Source organism: Olsenella uli (assembly GCF_016900775.1).
Lineage (GTDB): Bacteria > Actinomycetota > Coriobacteriia > Coriobacteriales > Atopobiaceae > Thermophilibacter > Thermophilibacter uli_A.
Genome location: NZ_JACJKN010000014.1, coordinates 1 through 19985, shown reverse-complemented (window position 1 = coordinate 19985; position 19985 = coordinate 1). Strand labels below are relative to the sequence as shown.

Genomic DNA, 19985 nt, shown 5'->3' with positions numbered 1-19985 from the left:
GACGAGAAGAACGGTTGATGCCTAAAAGGGGCCTGTCCCCTTTTAGGCATCCTTCTCGCCAGAATCGGGCGCGCCGCCCAGGAGCAGGCGACGCATGACCTGCTCGGGGCTGCCCGCGCTGTCGTAGCGGGCGAGCGCCGTGATCTTCTCCTGCATGCGAAACTCGTGGACCTCGTCCTCGAGCTCGCGAACACGCCGGCGCAGCTCCTCAAGCTCGTCCTCGCGCGCGAGCATGCGTTCGCGCATGTCGAGGATGCGCACGACGCCAGCGAGGTTGATGCCCTCATCGGTGAGCTTGGAGATGAGGTTCAGCCGGTCGATGTCGGACTGCGAGTAGAGACGCGTGTTGCCGCGCGAGCGCCCGGGCGTGACGAGGCCCTTCTGCTCGTAGACGCGCAGGGTCTGCGGGTGCATGCCCGTGAGCTCGGCGGCAACGCTAATCATGTAGAGGGGCTTGTCGCGGTCGCGGCCCTCCCGACCGCGCTCCGGACCGACCCCCCGGCCGCGCTCCTCGCTAGTGCTGCGTGCCATAGCGCTTGACCTCCTCGCGATAGTCGCGCGTATCGGCGTCGCGCAGCGCCTCGAGCGCGTCGCGCTCCTTCTTGGTGACGAGCGTCGGGACCTTCACGCGCACCGTCACGTAGAGCGCGCCGCGCGTCCCCTTGCGCTTGACGTTGGGGGCGCCCAGGTCGCGGAAACGGAAGGTCTTGCCGTCCTGCGTACCGGCCGGGACCTTGAGGCGCACCTCGGTGCCGTCGGGCGTGGGGACCTCCACGGTGGCTCCGAGCGTGGCCTCGTACATGCTGATGGGAAGGTCCATCCGCACGTCCGCGCCGTCGCGCTTGAAGATCGGGTGCTCGGCCACGTGCGTGGTGATCACGAGGTCGCCGCGGTCGCCGCCGTTGGCGCCGTACTCGCCGCGCCCGCGGTAGCGGAGCTTGCCGCCGTCCACGGCGCCGGCCGGGATCTTGATGGTGAGCGTCTGCTCCTCGCCCGTGGAGGGCACGCGGTAGGTGGCCTTGCGCGTGGCGCCGCGGAAGGCCTCCTCGGCGGTGACGTCCACGGACATGGTGAGGTCGCTGCCCTTGACGGGGCGATTGGCGGCGCGGCCCGCGGCCCCGCCGAAGATCGACGAGAAGTCGAAGCCGCCAAAGCCGCCGTCGCCACCGCGCATGTTGTCAAAGATGTCGGACCAGTCGCCGCCAACGTTGGTGGTGTAGGTGTAGCGCCCACGGCCGCCCGAGCCGCCAAAGTCGGCCCCCGGGATGCCGCCGAACATGAGCATCTGATCGTACTCGCGGCGCTTCTTGGGGTCAGAGAGCGTGGTGTAGGCCTCGCTGACCTCCTTGAACTTCTGCTCGTCGCCGCCGGCGTCCGGGTGGTACTTGGCCGCCAGCTTGCGGAACGCCTTCTTGATCTCGTCATCAGAGGCGTCGCGCTTCACGCCCAGAACGTCATAGTAGCTTCGCTTAGTTGTCATCCTGCACGAGCCTCCCTCCTGATAGGGCGTGCAAAGGGGACAGTCACCTTTGCACGCCGTCCAACCAATCCGCGCGCGTGCAAAAGTGACTGCCCCCTTTGCACGCTGGCGACGTTACTCCTCCTCGGCGGGGCGCTTAGGGCCGCCGTAGGTCACCGTCACCATGGCGGTGCGGATGACCTTGTCGCCCATCCTGTAGCCCTTCTGATAGACCTGGGCCACGGTCTCGTCATAGGCGTCCTTGTCCTCGACGCGGCCGACGGCCTGGTGCGCGAGCGGCTCGAACGGCTCGCCCGCCGGGTCGATGGGCTCGACGCCCTCCTTCTCGAGCACGCCGAGCATCTTGGCGTGAACCGCGGAGACGCCGTCAACGAACTGCTGGAACTGCGTGTCGCCCTCGGTGACGCCGGCGTGCTCGATGGCGCGCTCGATGTCGTCGATCACCGGCAGCAGGTCGGTGACCAGCTTCTCCGCCGCACGCTCCTTCTCGGCAAGCCGCTCGGCGGCGGTGCGACGGCGATAGTTGTCCCAGTCGGCCTGGAGGCGCAGCATGCGCTCCGTGGCCTCGGAGGCCTCCTTCTTGGCGGCCTCGATCTGGTCCTCAACGTCGGCGAGCTTCTTCTGCAGCTCGTCGCGCTCCTCGCGGATCTTGCTCGCGTCGGCGGCAAGCTCGCGCTCGGCAGCCTCCTCGCCGGCGCGGATGGCGGCCTCCACGCGAGCGCGCTCCTCGTCCGAATCCATGTCCGCCTCGGAGGCCTCCGGCTCGACGTCCTCCGGCTCCGGCTCCACGACCTCCGGCTCCATGGCCTCGTTCTTCTCGTCCTCTACCTCGATGGGCACCTTCACGTCACCCTCCTCGAACTGTTCGGCGTGCAAAAGTGCCTGTCCCTTTTGCACGGTCCTCTTTGCACGAGGGGCGACCGCGTAGCCGTGGCCGCCCCCGTTCCCAATCTGTTACGTACGGCCCGTGGACTAGTTGTTCTTGTCGTCGTCCACGACCTCGTAGTCGGCGTCCACGACGTCGTTGGCGGAGCCGCCCTGCGCGCCGGCGCCCGCGCCGCCCTGGGCCGCGTCCTCCTGGGTGGCGGAGTAGACGACCTCGGCGAGCTTGTGGCCCACCTCCTGGAGCTTGTCGCCCGCGGCGCGGATGGCGTCCACGTCGGTGCCGTCGAGGGCCTTCTTGGCCTCGGCCACGGCGTCCTCGGCAGCCTTCTTCTGGTCGGCCGGGACCTTGTCGCCGAGGTCCTTGAGGGTCTGCTCGGTGGAGTAGGCCAGCGAGTCGACCTGGTTCCTGACCTCGATCTCGTCCTTGTGCTTCTTGTCCTCCTCGGCGTGGGCCTCGGCGTCCTTGACCATGCGGTCGACCTCGTCGTCGGAGAGGGCGGTGGAGCCGGAGATGGTGATCTGCTGGCTCTTGCCGGTGGCCTTGTCCTTTGCCGTGACCTTCACGATGCCGTTGGCGTCGATGTCAAAGGTGACCTCGATCTGCGGCACGCCGCGACGGGCGGCCGGGATGCCGGTGAGGTTGAACTTGCCGAGGGACTTGTTGTCCGCGGCCATCTCGCGCTCGCCCTGCAGGACGTTGATCTCGACGGAGGTCTGGTTGTCGGCCGCCGTGGAGTAGATCTCGGTCTTGGACGTGGGGATCGTAGTGTTACGGTCGATCATCTTGGTCATGACGCCGCCCATGGTCTCAACGCCCAGGGACAGCGGCGTGACGTCCAGAAGCAGGATGCCCGAGACGTCGCCCGTGAGGACGCCGCCCTGGACGGCCGCGCCGTCAGCCACGACCTCGTCCGGGTTCACGGACATGTTGGGCTGCTTGCCGGTCATCTGCTTGACGAGCTCCTGAACGGCGGGCATACGGCTGGAGCCGCCCACGAGGATGACCTCGTTGACCTCAGAGAGCTGGAGGTTGGCGTCGTGCAGGGCCTTGGTGACGGGGCCCTTGCAGCGGTCGAGCAGGTCGCGCGTGATGCGCTCGAACTCGGCGCGGGTCAGCGTGTAGTCGAGGTGCTTGGGGCCGGTGGCGTCCGCGGTGATAAAGGGCAGGTTAATCTGGGCCTGCTGGGCGGAGGAGAGCTCCTTCTTGGCGTTCTCCGCGGCCTCCTTCAGGCGCTGCAGGGCCATGGGGTCCTGACGCAGGTCGATGCCGTTGTCAGCCTTGAACTTGTCGGCCAGCCAGTCGATGACGCGCTGATCCCAGTCGTCGCCGCCGAGGTGGTTGTCGCCGTTGGTGGCAAGAACCTCCACGACGCCGTCGGCGAGGTCGAGCAGGGACACGTCGAAGGTGCCGCCGCCGAGGTCGAAGACCAGGACCTTCTGGTCGATGCCCTTCTTGTCGAGACCGTACGCGAGCGCCGCGGCCGTGGGCTCGTTGACGATGCGCTGGACGTTGAGGCCGGCGATCTTGCCGGCGTCCTTGGTGGCCTGACGCTGGGCGTCGTTGAAGTAAGCCGGGACGGTGATGACGGCGTCCGTGACCGGCTCGCCGAGGTACTTCTCGGCGTCGGCCTTCATCTTGGAGAGGATCATGGCGCTGATCTGCTCCGGGGTGAAGTCCTCGCCCTCGATCTCCACGACGGCGCGGTTGCCGGTGCCGGACTTGACCTTGTACGGGACGGTCTTGAGCTCGGATCCGACCTCGTCGTAGCGACGGCCCATGAAGCGCTTGATCGAGAAGACCGTGTTGGTGGGGTTGGTGACGGCCTGGTTCTTGGCCGCCTTGCCGACGATGCGGTCGCCGTCGGAGCGGAAGCCCACGACGGACGGGGTGGTGCGGTCGCCCTCGGCGTTGACGATGATCGTGGGCTCGCCGCCCTCGAGGACCGCCATCGCGGAGTTGGTGGTACCAAGGTCGATACCCAGAATCTTGCCCATGATGCTCTCCTTTTCCTGCGTGGGGCCCGCTGTGCGCCGGCCCGCTCGCTTGTTCCCTGTCTGTACGGTTGAGTTTATCCCCTCTGCGCCCTGATTCTATACATAATCTAAGTCTCTACACATGAGATTTTTTGACGCGCAGAATTGAGGGCTCGGCCCCGAACGCTCCGCGACGCGATTCTCAGACGTCAGGTGCCAAAAAACGCACTAAGTGCACCGCCGGGAGGCCCTGCTTGGCGTCCGCCGCCCCATCGCCCTCACAAAAGAGCAGATGAGCCGGGGGCGCCAAATCCCCTCACGGCGTCTTTCGGCAAAAAAGGGGTGCACTTACCCGTAAAAATGGCATAGGGCCGCCAAACCAGAGAGCCGTGCCACTGGCGCCAGTCCTGTTTGGCGGACAACAAGGCTATAGCAGCCGATGCTCAAAGCGCCCGTTCTCATAGATGCCATAGCTGGCAGAGCCGTCCTTGGGGATGCCCGCCGAGCCGGGGTTGAAGACCCACGCGTCGTGCTGCGCGTTCTTCTCGCTCACCTTGATGTGCGTGTGACCGTAGACGAGGGTGGAGCGCGCCGGCAGCGCGGGCCAGGCGTCCACACTGTTGTGATAGCCGGGGCCCCAGACGTGACCGTGCGTGAGGAAGAGCGTGTAGGGGCCGCCGTCGGCCGTGGGGTCGAGCATCACGTTGTGGTCCGCCATGCAGGGGAACTTGAGGACCATCTGGTCGACCTCGGCCTCGCAGTTGCCGCGCACGGCAATCACGCGGTCGGCCATGGAGTTGAGCATCTCGATGACGCGCTTGGGCGCGTAGTCCGCGGGCAGATCGTTGCGCGGGCCGTGGTAGAGCAGGTCGCCGAGCAGGACCACGCGGTCCGGGGACTCCGCCTCGATGGCGGACATGAGTCGCGCGCAGGCGTCAGCGGCGCCGTGGATGTCAGAGGCAATGACGAGCTTCATGGGCGGTCCTTTCTGTCAATTGGGGACAGTCCCCAATTTGCATAAATAATTTATGTCAATTGGGGACTGTCCCCAATTGACAGGAGGCCAGGGCGTGGGTGACCACGAGGCGGCGGATGGCGGGCAGCTCGGCAAGGGCGCGAGGCCAGACGTCCGCGAAGAGGCTCTGCGCAAGCTCGCCCAGCACGTCGTGGCGCGCGTGATGGCCGAGCGCCATCAAGAACGGGCCAAGCAGGACCTTGTCGCCCGCACCCTTCGCCAGGCGGGCCGCCAGACGCTCCGGCGCGTCCACGAGCACGTCGCTGCGCCCGCGAGCCCGAAGGGCGCGCTCCAGGCCGGCGAACGCGGCCTCGCACTCCGGCCCCCGATGCCCGGCAAGGGCCACGACGCGACCGGGGCGCGCGGGCAGGGCCTCGTCGAGCGCAGCGGCCACGGCCGCGCGGTCCCTCTCGCCCGCAAGCAGGGGCGGCGCGAGGCGAAGCCGCTCAAAGCCGAGCGCGGCGCCACGCACCGCCGACGCGGCCGCGCGCTGCAGGCGACCGTCCGCCACGTGCGTCGTGACCACGAGGGCGCGCCGCACGCCCGCGGACCGCAGCTCGGAGAGCGCCTCGGGCAGCGTTGGCCCAACGGGCCGGCCGCCCGTGCGGGCGCGCAGCACCGCGTCGGCGCGCACGGCCGCCGTAAGCTCATCCACGAGCATGGCCACACCCGCGTCGTTCTTCTCGCCAGAGAGGCAGCCGGCTATGACCAGGGCGTCAAAGCGTGACAAAGGGACTGCCCCCCTGCCGCGTCAGTGGTGGCAGGCGTGCTCGGCGCCCATGACGGGAAGGGTGCCCGCGGCGGCCATCTGCGCGACGTCGCCCACGCCGGGGGTCTGGTTCTCAAAGTAGACGGTGATGCCGGCCTGCGCGAAGCCCATCATGGGACGCATGCCCATGCCCGCGGCCACGATCGCGTCAATGCCGTTCTGGGCGAGCAGCGCCACGGGACGCATGCAGCCGCCCTCCTCGTGGGGCGGGTTGTCAATGACGCTCACGTCGCCGACCTTGCCGTCCTCGACGTCAACCACAGTGAAGCAGTCGCAGTGGCCAAAGTGGCCGGAGCGCTCGCAGTCCAGACCGCCCTTGCCCAGGGTGGGGATGGCAACCTTCATGGGATTCTCCTTTCGGACGGAGTGATTCGCAAAACCTGACAAAATGCCCTGTCACCTTTGTCATGTGAGGCCAAGGTGCTCGAGGACGCGCGCCACGCCGTCCTCGTCGTTCGTGGGCGCGACGAGCGACGCGCGGGCCAGGAGCTCCGCCGGCGCGTTGCCCATGAGGTAGCCGTGCCCCACGGCCTCGAGCATGGGGAGGTCGTTGTAGTTGTCGCCAAAGGCGAAGGCGTCGGCCGGATCGATCCCCCAGAGGTCGCAGAGGGTACGCACCGCGCCAGCTTTGCTCGTGCCGGCGGGCATCACCTCGATGAGCGTCTCCGAGGACACGGCAATGGCAAGCCCGGGGAAGCGCTCCTTGAGGCGACGCTCCACCTCCTTGGTGCTGCCGGGCGTGCAGAGGCAGAGAATCTTCTGCACCTCGTCGCGCTCGATCGAGGCGATGGTGCCCTCGCGCGCCTCGGCCATGACGATGCGCTCCTCCTGGAGCAGGCGCTCGTCGGTGCGGTCCGGCGCCACCCAGTCCTCGAAGGAGTAGGCGCTCCAGGTCATGTCCAGGCCCTCGGCCTCGGCAAAGTCGACGACCTCCTGCGCCTGGGCGCGCGTGAGGCCGTGGTGGTGGATGACGTTGCGCCCCTCGTCCAGGATGACGCCGCCGCTGTAGGTGACCACGGTGCAGGAGATGCCCTGCTGGTCCAGCAGCGGGTAGGTGCCCGAGACGCCGCGCGCCGTCACGATGGCAAACGGCATGCCAGCCGCCTGGACCGCGCGGATCGCGGCGCGCGTGCGCGGCGACACCTGGTGGGCGGAGTCGAGCAGCGTTCCGTCGATGTCGCTAAAGATTGCCGTGCGGGGCATGGGGCCTCCCGTTCTTCTCGCCTGAGCAGCATGATAGGCCGAGAAGGGCGCGCTTCTTGCCGATTGCCGATAAAAACCTCGATACGCGAGCCTACCATGGAGCTACGCGCCGCGAGGGGACGCGGCAAGACGGAGAGGAATGCCATGAGGTACCTGATCGTCGGCGGCGTGGCCGCCGGAACCAAGGTCGCGGCCAAGCTCAAGCGCTGCGACCGCTCGGCCGAGGTCGTCGTTGTGACCAAGAGCGAGGACATCAGCTACGCCGGCTGCGGCCTGCCGTACTACATCGGCGGGAGCATCCAGAGCCGCGCCGACCTCATCGTCAGCACGCCGGCCGCCTACGCGGGGCTCACCGGCGTGGAGGTGCGCACGGGCGTGGAGGCCGTGGCGCTTGACGCGACCGCCCACGAGGTCACGGTGCGCGAGAAGGACGGAACGAGCCACGCCGAGAAGTACGACAAGCTGGTCATTGCCACCGGCGCCTCGCCGTTTGTGCCCGCCGGCCTTCCCGGCGCCGAGCTGCCCGGCGTCTTTACCGTGCGCACGCCGGACGACGCCGAGGCCATCCGCGCCTACGCGGACGCCGGGGCGCGCCGCGCCGTGGTGGTGGGCGCCGGCTTCATCGGCCTGGAGGTCGCCGAGAACCTGCTCGCGCGCGGCCTCTCCGTCACCGTGATCGACGCGATGCCGCAAATCCTGCCCAACGTCTTTGACCCCGAGATGGCCGGCTTCGCTCAGCGCCAGCTCAAGGCGGCCGGCGTGCGCGTGATGACGTCGTGCGCGCTCAAGGGCATCGCGGGCGAGGGCAAGGTCGAGGCCGTGGAGACCGCGTCCGGGACCCTGCCGGCGGACCTCGTGATCCTCTCCATTGGCATCCGTCCCAACACCGCGTGGCTCGAGGGCTCCGGCGTGGAGACGCTCAAGGGCTGCATCCTCGTGGACGAGTTCGGCGCCACCAACCTGCCGGACGTCTACGCCGCAGGCGACTGCGCCGAGGTGACGAACCTCATCACCGGCGAGCCGTTCTGGAGCGCCATGGGCTCGACGGCCAACATCTGCGGCCGCGCGATCGCCCGCACGCTCACGGGCACGCCCACCCCCTACCCCGGCGCGCTCGGCACCGGCGTGGTGCGCCTGCTGCCCACCCTCAACGGCGGGCGCACCGGCCTCACCGAGGCCGCGGCGCGCGAGGCGGGCTTTGACCCGGTGAGCGTGGTCTCCGTGGTGGACGACAAGGCGCACTACTACCCCGGTTCCTCGAGCTTCTTCGTGAAGCTTATCGCAGACCGCGGCTCGCACCGGCTGCTCGGCGTGCAGGTGCTCGGCGCCGGCGCCGTGGACAAGGTTACGGACGTGATGGTGGCTGCGCTCTCGCGCGGGCTTGCCGTGGAGGACCTCGACCTCATGGACCTCTCCTACGCGCCGCCCTTCTCGACCGCCATTCACCCGCTGGTCACGACGGCCTACATCCTGGAGAACAAGCTCGCGGGGGCGCTGGAGAGCTTCACGCCGGCCGAGTACGCCGCCGGCGCCGCCGTGGACTACCACGTCATCGATGTGCTGCCCGCGCCCACGATCCCCGGCGCGGAGTGGGTGGACCTCACCAAGATTGGCCCCGAGGGCCTGCCCGGGCACAAGAAGGACGAGAAGCTCCTGCTCGTGTGCGCCAAGGGCAAGCGCGGCTACTTCACGCAGAACCGCCTCAAGGCCGCCGGCTACACGCAGACGCGCGTGCTCGAGGGCGGCATCACGTTCAACGAGGTGCACGTGCCGCGCCCGGCCGGCGCCAAGCTCCCCGCGGCGGAGATCAAGCGCCTCAAGGGCCTGGGGTGCCTCCAGGACAAGCGCTTCGATGACGTCTTCAACATCCGCGTGATCACGCGCAACGGCAAGATCACGGTTGACGAGCAGCGCGCCGTGGCCGAGGCCGCCGAGCGCTTTGGCTCCGGCGAGGTCACCATGACCACGCGCCTCACGCTGGAGATCCAGGGCGTGAGGTACGAGAACATCGACGCGTGCATCGCGTTTCTGCAGGACCACGGCCTGGACGCCGGCGGCACCGGCTCCAAGGTGCGCCCGGTGGTGAGCTGCAAGGGCACCACCTGCCAGTACGGCCTCATCGACACCTTCGACCTCTCCGAGAAGCTGCACGAGCGCTTCTACGTGGGCTACCACGGCGTGGAGCTGCCGCACAAGTTCAAGATCGCCGTGGGCGGCTGCCCCAACATGTGCGTCAAACCCGACCTCAACGACCTGGGCATCGTTGGCCAGCGCGTACCGCAGATCGACCTTGAGAAGTGCCGCGCGTGCAAGGTCTGCCAGGTCGTGAAGGCGTGCCCCATGGGCGACGCGCAGATCGGGCCGGACGGCAAGATCACGATCAACGAGGCCGCGTGCAACCACTGCGGCCGCTGCGTGGGCGCATGCCCGTTTGGCGCCGTGACCGAGGGGCTCGCCGGCTACAAGGTCTACATCGGCGGGCGCTGGGGCAAGAAGACCGCGCACGGCCAGGCGCTGGACAAGATCTTCACCAGCGAGGACGAGGTCATGGACCTCGTGGAGCGCGCGATCCTCTTCTTCCGCGACGAAGGCGAGAGCGGCGAGCGCTTCGCCGACACCGTGGCGCGCCTCGGCTTTGACTACGTGCAGGAGAAGCTGCTGACCGCGCCCATCGACAAGGACGCCATCCTGGGCAAGACCGTCGTGGGCGGGGCGACCTGCTAGCGCGCAAAGGGAACGGGCACTTTTGCACATCGGGCGGACTCGGACGTGAGTGTCCGGGCCCGCCCGTTCTTCTCGCCGGTCTTTTGCGCGGGCCTACACCTCGCCGGTGCCAGCGTTGGGATTGGGCGTGAGCGACGCCACGGGCGAAAGGAGCACGCGCCCATGACCACGATAGACGTTGACCAGGCCCTCCCCGGAGACAGCCGAGCCAACGAGGGACTTGCCGCTGCGCTCCACCGTAAAGCTCAGGGCCTCTGACCAGGCAATGGCGAAGTCGCCGTCAACCTTGAGCTCGTCGCCGTCCAGGTCCACCACCACGAGCTCGCTCGCGGGGACCGGAGACTCCAGCGCCACCACGCCCGCGCCCTCAAGGCCGAGGTTGAACAGGCCCTCGTTGCCCGCAACCATGGCGCTTGGGCGCTTGACCATGATGGCGCGGTGCTTGATGTCCGAGGTGCAGGCCATGAAAAGGCCGTCGTTGACCACCATGGTGCCGCCCATCTCGGCCTGCGGGCTCATGAGCAGGATGTGGCGATACGTGGGCTCGCACACGATGGTTCCCGTACCCACGTACTCCGGCTTGATGGCGGACTCGCCGGTGACGGAGCCGCGCAGCGCCTTGCCAAAGAAGTCGCCCACGCCCTTGACGCCGGTGGTTGCCTGGATGCTGCCGGCCGTCCACTGCATGGCACCCGCCTGCAGCGTCACGCCCGTACGACCATCAATCTGGCAGACAAGCTGCCGACGGCGCACGTCCATCTTGGCGGCAAAATAAGCGGCCTGCGCGCCGAGATACGGCACCGAGAGGTCGCGCTGCCACTCAATCACCTTGAAGGGGCCCTTCTCGGCGATGGTCTTGGCGTCGTCGTTGTCGAGGAAGTTGTAGATGTGCATGGAGCCTCCTTGGTCGGGTTGGGTGAGGCAAGCGTGCGGCAGGCGCACGGGATGGCGGGCGTCTTTTCGGCGGGTGGCGAGGGCAAGGCGGGCTGCGCGGGGCGGGCTATAGCACCGCTGCACCCGCCCAGCTCGTTCTTCTCAAAGTACCCCGGGGTGGCTCATTTTCATGATTGGCTCCAACCCTGGCCCTCGTCCGTCTCGGCAAGAAACTCTCGCATGACCGGAAGCTCAAAGCGCACTCGACCATTGCCGCAGAGACCGATAACTCCCTGTTCAAGGAGCCGATTCTTGTATTGCGTGGCGTAGGAGTTTGACTTGCCCATACGCCGCGCCACATCAGGCACCGAGCTGTCTACGGGGTCTTCCGTCATTGCGTACAGAAACCGACGGTCCATGGGCGACAGGTCCTGATAGCTGGCGAGAAGAACGCGGAACTTCATCTCCTCCTTGGCCAAGCGGATGCCCTCCCTCGCCGTATCGTCGTCAATCAAGCCCCTCCCGTGCCCTCCTCCCACATCCGGAAACCAACGAGCTGCATCATAAAGGGAAGGCCCTCTATGACCTGCACCGCCTCCGCAAGAATCTCCTCGCTCACGGACTTGCAGGAGTGGGCAAAGGTGTCCCTCAGTGCCTTCTCAATCTCAAAGTCGGGAATTCTCCCCAAACGGACCTGCTGGGCGCGGCGAAGAAACGACACGGACTGGTCCCGCAAGAGCATCGAGGTGCTGTGGGGAAGGCCCGCCATCAGCAGAGCAACCTTCCTCCCCTCTCGCACTAAGAGCTGATAGGTGGAGACCAGCTGGATGAGTTCGTCAAGCCCGGGGATTATCTCATCAACGGTAATCAGAAGGCCCACGTCATGCTTTTCGAGCTCATCGAGCAGGCTCGTCAGTTGTGTGCGCCAATTCCCCCGGCCCTGGTTGGAGTGGCTCACGCCAACACTCAGTGGCCCAACACCGAGACTGGTGAGCCGCACGTCATCTGCACCCTTTAGAAGATGGGCGGCGCGCGAGCAAGTCTGCTCGAGCGCGTCTTCTAACATTCCGGGAAGCGAGACGAGGTCGACGGCAATCCAGCCCCGCTGCTGCGCGCGCTCCTCAACAAGCGTGAGAAGTGCAGTTTTTCCCGTGCCGCGGGCCCCTGAGATGAGCGACGTAAGACTGGGCCGGCGTGCCTGAGAGGTAAATGCCCGGTCAAACTCTGAAAGGAGCTGCCCACGCCCCGCCATTACGAGAGGGACCTCGCCAAAGCTCGGGGTAAACGGCTGTCTTCAACGTTTGCATAGACCATGCTACACCTCCAGACAGCCGCTTGATTTCTTTTATACCCGTTGATAGCTTTTATAGTCGTTGACAAGCTTGATAGAATCGGCGGTAAGCGCTCTCAAGGCATCGCGGGCATCACGTGCGAACAGGGCGTGACGAAAAGCAAGTGGACAGGTTGAACGTTCTCGGCAGCGGTACTCAGGGAGCCTCCGCCCGTCAATCGTAGGTCTCCTTGGTCACACGCCCCTCAGCGATGAGGCGGGAGAGCTCGGAGGTGGCGAGCGGACCCACGGACGTGCCATCGAGAACCACGTAGAATAGCGACTGGTCCTCCGCGAGCGCGTTGGGCATCATGGGATTTCCCACCCCGGGAATCTGCATGTTCTGAAGGATCGCGTTCATGGAATTGGCCATCTGCGTGGCAACCCCGAGCGTGAGGCCAAACTCAACAAGACGGTCTACCGAGTAGAAGCCGCTCTCGTTCACAATTCCCCTCCTTACGCGATCGGCGGGATGGGTGGTATGTTGGACGGAGCTGTGCCACCGAATACGGACACGGGCTCGTCTACGTCTCCGGCGCGGCGCCGCTCCACCATGCCATGCTTCCAGACGAGGCTTTCACTCGTAAACGACCTCGTCGTCTCCATCTGAGAAAGCGTAGCCGGCGAGAAGAGCCCAGTCGCAACTCCGTTCACGGCTACGTGATACCCAGCCTGCGGGACCGGTGGCGGAGTCTGGGCACCGGACTGCGCCGCTTGGCCGCCGAGCCCGCCCATCATGCCGTTCATCATGCCTGTGACGTTCTAGCCCACGGCACCGCCGACGATCATGCCGGCCATCATCGCAGCTGGGTCGAACCCGCCACCAAAGCCGCTGCCCATCTCGGTCGCTCCGTTCGCACCCATCTGTCCGAGGGCGCTCGCGCCTGCGACACCCGCCTCCGCTTGCTTCTCGAGCTGGAAAGCACCGATGTTGGCGGTCTCCGCTGCCATGCGCTGCGCCCTCTGAGCCTCCTCGCGCTGGACGCGCAGGGTCTCCTCGAGGTTCACGGCGTTGATTCGCTGCTGGTCATGGAGGTTCTTGATGTTGATCTCGGTCTGGGCCCGAACGGTAGCCTGCTCCACATCGCGCGTTACGGACATGAGCTGGCGGTAGCCGTCGCTGGTCTTGTCGAGCTCGATCACAGAGATGTCCACCCCGGAGACGGCGACGCCGAAATCCCTCGAGAGGCGTTCGGTGACCTGGGACTCAACGACGTCGCGAATCTTGGCGATGCCGCGCTCAATCTGCACAACCGGAATTCCGAGGTTGGCGGGCGCATTAGCTACGGCAGCCTTGACGTAGCGGGTGACGGCGTCCCTGGCCTGCCTCTGAATCGTGCCCAGATCGAGCTCGTCAAGACGGTGCAGCCTCACGAACTGGTGATAGTCCTTGATTGCGAACGTGATGGTTCCGCGAACGGCGACACGCACTCCGAAGTCCAGAAAACGCGGGTCGTAGACGTCGAAGAAAGGCACACCAAAGCGAACCTGCACAACCTGGGCAAGGTTGATGAAATAGACCTCCGCCTGGAAGGGCGTGCCGCCGTCGTAGGCGAGCCCAACGATACTTGCGAGAACGGGAAGGTTGGCGGTCTTGAGAATCTGGTCGTAGGGGCCCTCGATGAAGTCCTCGTAGGTGCCGTCCTTCTGATGGTATACGAACGCGGCGACGGAGCCATCGCGCACGCAGAGGGACAACCCCCCCAGCGGATGGCATTCCCGCGGCGGTTGGCGCCCTTCTGGGAACCGGCGGGATGCCATTTCCAGATGAGATAATTTGGTTCGTCGCAGCGAATCTCGTCCATGAATCCGCCGCTATTTCTCATTGCGCTCGCGTCCTATCATCGTTATAAACAGGAACGCTGCCCCCATAAGCGGAAACATGCCCAACAGTCCAAGCATATAAAACGTCGAATCCGGGTCACCAGACTGCGATCCCAGATAATATCCGGAAAATGTGAGAATGAGACCAAAAAGAAACAGCAAGAAGCATCGCACGCCCCCGCTTGTCCTTACCGCAGACATAGTGATGCCGACGACACGTTTCCTGCTCAACCTATCACACATTCGCTTTATTCGGTCGAGCCCCCCCTTCGCCAAAAACAGGCTCGGCCTTTTTGTATGCTTGACTGAGTTTCGCGTGCCAAGCGTCAACGCTCTCGCCACCGGCTTCGATATTAGATGTTGCAAGAATAAAGAATTTATATATATCCTCGCTTGTGTTAGGGATATAGAAATTCTTAATGAGCTCATTTCTCTGATCGAGGCTCTTCACCCGCTCGAGCTTCATAGCCAAGTCATTTACCGTGCTGGGAGCACTTACGTTACGCAGCTCAAACCCACAGGCAGGGCACTTGGAAACGAACGCAGCCAATTGCTCGCCACAGTTCGGGCATTTGTGAACGACTCCGTCATAGCGCTCTGCCCGCCTCTCGTCATTGGTGCCGTCTTTCAAGTGCGTAACTGGTGCCCCACACTTGGAACAAAACGCTGCTCCTTCAGAGAGCTTCTTGCCGCATTTATCGCAATACGCCATGCTCGCGTACCTATCGAATCGTTATAGACACGGGATCGAGCTCAAGCCATGCGGCTGTCTCGTTATAATCGCCCACAACCGCAGTAATTGTTATGTTGTCACCCATGCGCAGCGTGTCGCTGTTTACGACATTCATGTCTGACATGCTGACATCTGTGAGCCGAAGGCTTAAATCAGTTGATGAATCCCCGCTGTCACCTGGAAGAATAAGCACATCCCATCTTGTATCGAAATTGTCATGGTGCACGAGATGGGCAACCCACCCGTCGAAAGTAATCGTGCTTCCCTTATACGCAGAGCTAAACCAGCTCGCATCCGCTTCGCTTTGCTCAAGAAGCCTGTTCAAATCACCCTCAGGCACAGGCGCTGGCCCCGAGCTCTCATCCGAACTCCCGCTGCCCTCGAAATACGTAATCTCAACCCCAGAATCGAAGGCAAACGTGTCCTCGGCGGCAAAGTCTGATGAGCCAAAGAGTCCACCAATGCAGACTTCAGATACTGTGCCCGCCGCTCCTGACGCACCCGTCGTTCTTGTCGTCACATTGATGAAGCCGGCATCTTCAAACATACTCACAACATCCTCGTAGTTTCTTCCCTCAAGCTCTGAAGATGATGCGGGGGCATTGAGGTCTGCGAGAACGTGATAGGTGATGACCACCTCATCGTCAGCAGGAAAAGAGTCTTCCTCGCTGAACTCATCCCTTCCCCCAATAGTGATGTTATCCGTGTACCAGTTGCTGCTTTGCTGACCGGGCATCAAATCGCGCAGCTCTTCCTCCCTGATGTTTGTGAAGCCAGCTTCCTCGAACGCCCGGCGCGCCTCATCGTGATACTTGGACGATGCCTCGCTTGATGAAATGGGTGGATTAAGTGCGTTGACAGCTTCGACCTCTACCTGTGAATTCGTACAGTGGGCAACATATTTCAGAGATGTCTCCCCACTTACGGAGAAGTCAACGCTGCCGTCAACACTGCTGTCGCCCTTCTCGGTAATTCGCAGCGCATGGGTCCCGTCATTTAAAACGAGATCAAAGGTCTTGGTTGTCCCATGGTCAAGCGAGCCCTGCTGGGCGTCATCAACGTACACGTCCAAGTCATACCTGCTTAGCATGAGATTGGACTCACACTCAATCGTGATGGAGACGGCGCTGCCTCCTGATTGGGTCGGCTCCTCCGACGTCCCATCGCCTCCACAACCTCCAAGGCCAAGCGTCAGAGCTAGTGCACAAAGCGTGGCCAAAGCTCTATTTACATACTGCCGCCCCGATACCCTCATTTCCTCCCCCGAGCTCTTGGTCATCTATGGCTCTCTATAGAAAGCATATCTCGACTATAGCGCGCATATTCTTGCCCGCATGGACAATGAGGTGGAGAAACGGGCCATCGGCTCCCGAATACGGGCCGAGCGCACCCGATGTGGCATATCGCAACGCAAGCTCGCGCTCATGACGGGCACGAGCCGCTCCTATCTCTGGAAGATTGAGACAAGAGCGGCTGATGTTGGCATCGACGTGCTTATCCGCATTGCCCGCGCGCTCGACGTACGCGTACGGGACCTGATCGAGTTCTAGCGCGTACTATTCGGCTACTGCCCAATCTCCAGCAAACGAGCGTTCACCCGACCCATGACCTCCGTGTAGTAGGCCAGGTCATCCGCGGAGAGGGAGTTCTCGTCGATGGCGTCAATCTGCTCCGTCATGTCGGAGTAGCGGCTCATCATGTCCGCGTAGTCGAGAGCCATGCTCACGACGTTGCTCGAGTCGCTGCTGTACGTCTCCATGAAGTCGCAGTACTCGTTCATGAATGCCTCGTAGGCGTCCATCGTGGCGCGGAAATCGGACGATCCGCCGGCAGAGCTCTCGGGCGTTGCCGGAGCCTCGGCCTCCGGCGTTGTCGGGGCCTCGGCATCTGGTGCTGTCGACTCCGGCTCGGGAGCCGCCTCCGCGTCATCCGGCGCGTCGACCCGAACCACCATGGTATTGAAGCCGCGATACTCAACCCTCAGCGAGACACCCTCCGCGTTGTCGGCGCCATACCACGTGTCGCCACGGTCATAGTCAACGTTGAAGCCCGCAGACGAGCACGCGTCGACGTAGGCGGCAAATGCCTCCTCGTTTGTCTCGCCCACGTAGGCGAAGAAGAAGGTCGAGCTGTCGGAATCGATTTTGCCTGTCGTTGAGGTCGGAGCGGGAACCAGAGAGCCCGCGCCCTCAGTGGGCCAGGAGATCGCGCCCATCTCAACGGGAGCATCCAGCGTCACGTTCATGCTTCCGTCCGAAGAGCCAAAGAACGAGAGGCTCAAGTGATATCCCTCTTCCGAATACGCGGCGTACGTCCCCGTGCCGTTCTCGGCCTCAACAGAGAAGCCCATCTCCTGGCACTGGGCCACATAGGAGTCGTACTTTTCCTGCGTGTAGCCATCAACGCTCGCGGAGAAGGAATCGTCGCTGTTAACGACAACGTTGCCCGTGCTCGAGTCCGGCTTCGGGAGCATTGTCGCCAACCCGCTCGACGGCCAGTCGAGGCTGTCGTCGCCCCTGCCGCAACTCGAGATAATGCCCCCCACGATGGCAATCAGCACGATCACGACGACTACAGCGAGGCACCCACGCCGCTTCTTGCCCCTTGGCTTGTCGGCGCTCTTGCCCGCAGGCTCCCAGTCCATACAGCCCTCCATCCAACGAACCTGAATGAAATCCAATCTGTAGGTCATTGTGATTTGCCTGATAGCTGGTTTCCTCAGTTGGCAACTGAGAAAGACGCATACGCTTGAGCTCAGTTCTCTAGGGATAAAAACCCGGCGATATAATCCGTATCAGCAGGTAGATCAGCTCATGATGGGCGCAAGCGAGGCGCCGCCCCCGCTGAAGTCATGGAAGTCAACTCGTCGGCAACCTATATCCCGCGCCTCTTCAAGAGCCTGAGCGAGCTTGGAGAGCTGATGGGAGCGTCTGCCGCGCATCACCCCGTGGTGTACGCGGGATGCGAGCCATTAGCCACCTCAGCGGGCAACGTCATCGCTCTCGCGGATGTGGCGCAAGCCGTATAACGGCATCCTCGTCGCCGCGTCTCACCTCTCGCCATGTCCCGTATTTCAGTTAACAACTGAGGAAACGCCAGGGCTTCCCTTCTAGCATGAAACGGAGGCATCCAGAAACGGAGGGTCAGGTGGAGGACTACAATCTCGCTCCGGGCGAGCTCGTTGTCATGCAGGAGCAGTCGGTCAAGCTGGGGAATGACACAGACGGCGAGGACCTTGACGAGCTCGTGCTCACCAACCAGAACCTCATTCTCGTCGCAAGCGCCTCTCAGGGTCTGTTCAAGAAGACGCGCATGCTCAAACGATGCCCCCTGGCAAAGATCCAGCGGCAGAACGACGTTCCTCAGGTTTTTGCCACCAAGTATCGATCCAGCTACTGTCTGCAGGCAGCCTTTAGGGACGAGACTGTCACGCTGTGCTTCCAGGCCAACCCGCGACGCCTGGCCGAGCGGTGGGCACGTGCCATCGCACAAGCCGCCGACGGGGACCTGTCCAGCATAGGGGCAGAGGACAGCCTTCCTCCTGAAATATCCAACGTCGTTGACGGGGCCAGGGACTTGGTTGGCTCCATCTTTGGAGGCGGACGGCAACCCAAAGGCGCCTCTCAGAAGGAGCGACCCGCCAACGTCACCAAGAAGTGCGTTGGATGCCACGCCCCGATTACCGGGCGCGCAGGCTCAACCGTAACCTGCTCGTACTGCGATACGCGCCAGACGCTCTAGGAGGCTGCAATGGGAATCTTCGACGCAGCGTTTGACTCCATCGGAGGCGTACTCGCCGACCAGTGGAAAGACATCGTCACCGCCCCGGCATTTGACGAGCACACCGTTGTGGCCCCGGGAACTCGCAAGAACTCGCAGAACGGCCGCGGGGCAAACCGCGGAGCGGAGGACATCCTCTCAAACGGATCGCTCATTTTTGTCCCCGAGGGCACGGCCGCATTTGTGTTCAGCCAGGCGGGAATCGAGCAGGTCATCACGGCGCCCGGAGGCTTTGAGTATCGAGACGGGCAGGCCAGCGTATTTGATGAGCAAGATCGCCGCGGAAAGGGAATAGGCAAGATACTCCTTGACGAGGCGGCCGAACGCGTCGGCTTCTCGGGCATGTCCGCCGATGAGAAGCGCGTAGCCTTTGTCAACCTTCATGAGATTCGGGGCCTCAGGTTTGGGACGCGAGGGCCGCTTGCCTACAACGACCTGTTCTATGGAACCGACCTTGAGATCTATGCGTATGGGTCGTTCTCGGTCCAGGTGAGCAATCCCGAGCTTCTAGTGAGAAACTTCCTGCCAGCCAACGTGTTCTCCTACTCGCTGGATGACCCGAAATCGCGAACGCAGCTACTTGCTGAGTTCCTCCACTCGTTCATCTCCGCTGTGAACGCGCTCTCCGCGAGCTACCGAATCTCCCAGCTTCCGTCACGGACAAGCGCAATCGCCGCACAAATCATCTCGGAAGACGACAACGCAGGCACGTGGGAGACGCGCTTCGGCCTCAAACTTGTCGCCGTTGCGGTTGAGAACATCGAGTTCTCGGAGCAGTCTCGTGAGCTCGTCCGGCAGTTCTCTGAGAAGAAGATGGGAGTGCGCGCCTATGAGGGCGTATCCCAGCAGGCGGCCAATGTTGCGGCCCAGCAGATGATCGCCGAGGGCGTGCGCGACAACGGCCTCGGCGACGGAGGGGGAATGCTCTTTGGCATGAACCTCGCGAGCGCGCTCAACCCGCAGAATGCCTCCGCTGCGGCGGCAGCAGCTCCCGCACCGGAAGCGGATACGGGCAGATCGCTCGACGAGCAGATCGAGACGCTCAGGAAGCTCAAGGACCTTCTCGACGCCGGAATTCTCTCCCAAGAGGAGTTTGATGTGAAGAAGCGTGAGGTGCTGGGGCTGTAGAGAGGCGTCTGGAGGAGCGCATCGAGGCTCATGCCCGGCCGCGCCGCCGCGCGGTAGCGCTCGCTCCGTGCCTGAGCGCGGTCAACGTTTTCCGCGCCACTTGGTCCCAGGGATCTCGGCCGCTCCGAATAATCCCAAGGTAGCACTCCACCTGGGTAGTGTCGCGAAAAGTGGTGTAGGGGCCTCCGCCCGGAATCTCTGATGAGCCGAACCTACGCCGCCGTCGCCCCCTCGTCAATCCCCGAGAGCGCCGCGATTCTCGAGCGA

Annotated in this window: 21 protein-coding genes; 4 read left to right on the top strand and 17 right to left on the bottom strand. The window is 63.9% G+C overall.

Features of this window, described 5'->3' with window-relative positions; translation table 11 throughout:
- Window positions 1-42: 42 nt before the first annotated feature.
- The 8 genes from H6A23_RS08630 to H6A23_RS08595 all read right to left on the bottom strand — a co-directional run bounded on the left by H6A23_RS08630 (window position 43) and on the right by H6A23_RS08595 (window position 7326).
- The gene (locus H6A23_RS08630) at window positions 43-444 is read right to left on the bottom strand and encodes a heat shock protein transcriptional repressor HspR (RefSeq protein WP_286165922.1); all 402 of its coding nucleotides are present in this window, start codon (window positions 442-444) and stop codon (window positions 43-45) included.
- Window positions 445-514: 70 nt separating this feature from the next.
- Complete coding sequence (locus tag H6A23_RS08625; protein ID WP_204831788.1) at window positions 515-1480, bottom strand: DnaJ C-terminal domain-containing protein; 966 nt, start codon at window positions 1478-1480, stop codon at window positions 515-517.
- A 114-nt stretch (window positions 1481-1594) separates the two neighbouring features.
- Window positions 1595-2377: a nucleotide exchange factor GrpE gene (grpE, locus tag H6A23_RS08620; protein WP_353653041.1), complete on the bottom strand. Its 783-nt coding sequence runs from the start codon at window positions 2375-2377 to the stop codon at window positions 1595-1597.
- Between the two features lie 75 nt (window positions 2378-2452).
- On the bottom strand, window positions 2453-4360 hold the full coding sequence (gene dnaK, locus H6A23_RS08615; protein WP_204831787.1) for a molecular chaperone DnaK: 1908 nt from the start codon (window positions 4358-4360) through the stop codon (window positions 2453-2455).
- 406 nt (window positions 4361-4766) lie between these two features.
- Window positions 4767-5315 carry a phosphodiesterase gene (yfcE, locus tag H6A23_RS08610; protein WP_204831786.1) on the bottom strand — a complete coding sequence of 183 codons (549 nt, stop codon included), beginning with the start codon at window positions 5313-5315 and terminating at the stop codon, window positions 4767-4769.
- Between the two features lie 55 nt (window positions 5316-5370).
- Window positions 5371-6084, bottom strand: coding sequence for a sirohydrochlorin cobaltochelatase (locus H6A23_RS08605; protein ID WP_204831785.1), 714 nt, complete (start codon window positions 6082-6084; stop codon window positions 5371-5373).
- Window positions 6085-6105: 21 nt separating this feature from the next.
- The gene (locus H6A23_RS08600) at window positions 6106-6468 is read right to left on the bottom strand and encodes a NifB/NifX family molybdenum-iron cluster-binding protein (protein ID WP_204831784.1); all 363 of its coding nucleotides are present in this window, start codon (window positions 6466-6468) and stop codon (window positions 6106-6108) included.
- A gap of 60 nt (window positions 6469-6528) precedes the next feature.
- Complete coding sequence (locus H6A23_RS08595) at window positions 6529-7326, bottom strand: Cof-type HAD-IIB family hydrolase (RefSeq protein ID WP_204831783.1); 798 nt, start codon at window positions 7324-7326, stop codon at window positions 6529-6531.
- 144 nt (window positions 7327-7470) lie between these two features.
- On the opposite strand from H6A23_RS08595, the gene H6A23_RS08590 reads away from it, so the two are divergent.
- Window positions 7471-10050 carry an FAD-dependent oxidoreductase gene (locus H6A23_RS08590; protein ID WP_204831782.1) on the top strand — a complete coding sequence of 860 codons (2580 nt, stop codon included), beginning with the start codon at window positions 7471-7473 and terminating at the stop codon, window positions 10048-10050.
- Window positions 10051-10143: 93 nt separating this feature from the next.
- On the opposite strand, the gene H6A23_RS08585 is transcribed toward H6A23_RS08590, so the two are convergent.
- The 8 genes from H6A23_RS08585 to H6A23_RS08550 all read right to left on the bottom strand — a co-directional run bounded on the left by H6A23_RS08585 (window position 10144) and on the right by H6A23_RS08550 (window position 16089).
- Window positions 10144-10944 carry an AIM24 family protein gene (locus H6A23_RS08585; RefSeq protein WP_204831781.1) on the bottom strand — a complete coding sequence of 267 codons (801 nt, stop codon included), beginning with the start codon at window positions 10942-10944 and terminating at the stop codon, window positions 10144-10146.
- Window positions 10945-11111: 167 nt separating this feature from the next.
- Entirely contained in the window at window positions 11112-11438 is a 327-nt protein-coding gene (locus H6A23_RS08580) for a winged helix-turn-helix domain-containing protein (RefSeq protein WP_204831780.1), read from the bottom strand.
- Entirely contained in the window at window positions 11435-12175 is a 741-nt protein-coding gene (locus H6A23_RS08575) for an ATP-binding protein (RefSeq protein WP_204831779.1), read from the bottom strand. Before H6A23_RS08575 ends, H6A23_RS08580 begins: the two co-directional genes overlap by 4 nt.
- Window positions 12176-12428: 253 nt before the next feature.
- Window positions 12429-12698, bottom strand: coding sequence for a hypothetical protein (locus H6A23_RS08570; RefSeq protein WP_204831778.1), 270 nt, complete (start codon window positions 12696-12698; stop codon window positions 12429-12431).
- An 11-nt stretch (window positions 12699-12709) separates the two neighbouring features.
- Window positions 12710-12988, bottom strand: a complete 279-nt coding sequence (locus H6A23_RS11730) for a DUF4339 domain-containing protein (RefSeq protein ID WP_353653043.1) — start codon at window positions 12986-12988, stop codon at window positions 12710-12712.
- 27 nt (window positions 12989-13015) lie between these two features.
- The gene (locus H6A23_RS08560; RefSeq protein WP_286165919.1) at window positions 13016-14014 is read right to left on the bottom strand and encodes an SPFH domain-containing protein; all 999 of its coding nucleotides are present in this window, start codon (window positions 14012-14014) and stop codon (window positions 13016-13018) included.
- A 298-nt stretch (window positions 14015-14312) separates the two neighbouring features.
- A complete protein-coding gene (locus H6A23_RS08555; RefSeq protein ID WP_204831775.1) occupies window positions 14313-14789 on the bottom strand; it encodes a zinc-ribbon domain-containing protein in 477 nt (158 codons plus the stop codon).
- Window positions 14790-14799: 10 nt separating this feature from the next.
- Window positions 14800-16089 (bottom strand): DUF4839 domain-containing protein, encoded by a 1290-nt coding sequence (locus H6A23_RS08550; protein WP_204831774.1) that lies wholly within the window; start codon window positions 16087-16089, stop codon window positions 14800-14802.
- A gap of 67 nt (window positions 16090-16156) precedes the next feature.
- Between H6A23_RS08550 and H6A23_RS08545 the strand changes: the two genes are divergently transcribed.
- Window positions 16157-16360, top strand: a complete 204-nt coding sequence (locus tag H6A23_RS08545; RefSeq protein WP_353653040.1) for a helix-turn-helix domain-containing protein — start codon at window positions 16157-16159, stop codon at window positions 16358-16360.
- A gap of 14 nt (window positions 16361-16374) precedes the next feature.
- On the opposite strand, the gene H6A23_RS08540 is transcribed toward H6A23_RS08545, so the two are convergent.
- Window positions 16375-17454 (bottom strand): DUF6591 domain-containing protein, encoded by a 1080-nt coding sequence (locus H6A23_RS08540; protein ID WP_204831772.1) that lies wholly within the window; start codon window positions 17452-17454, stop codon window positions 16375-16377.
- A 503-nt stretch (window positions 17455-17957) separates the two neighbouring features.
- Between H6A23_RS08540 and H6A23_RS08535 the strand changes: the two genes are divergently transcribed.
- Both H6A23_RS08535 and H6A23_RS08530 read left to right on the top strand, forming a co-directional pair.
- On the top strand, window positions 17958-18551 hold the full coding sequence (locus H6A23_RS08535; protein ID WP_204831771.1) for a hypothetical protein: 594 nt from the start codon (window positions 17958-17960) through the stop codon (window positions 18549-18551).
- Between the two features lie 9 nt (window positions 18552-18560).
- Complete coding sequence (locus H6A23_RS08530) at window positions 18561-19718, top strand: SPFH domain-containing protein (protein ID WP_204831770.1); 1158 nt, start codon at window positions 18561-18563, stop codon at window positions 19716-19718.
- Window positions 19719-19985: the final 267 nt, after the last annotated feature.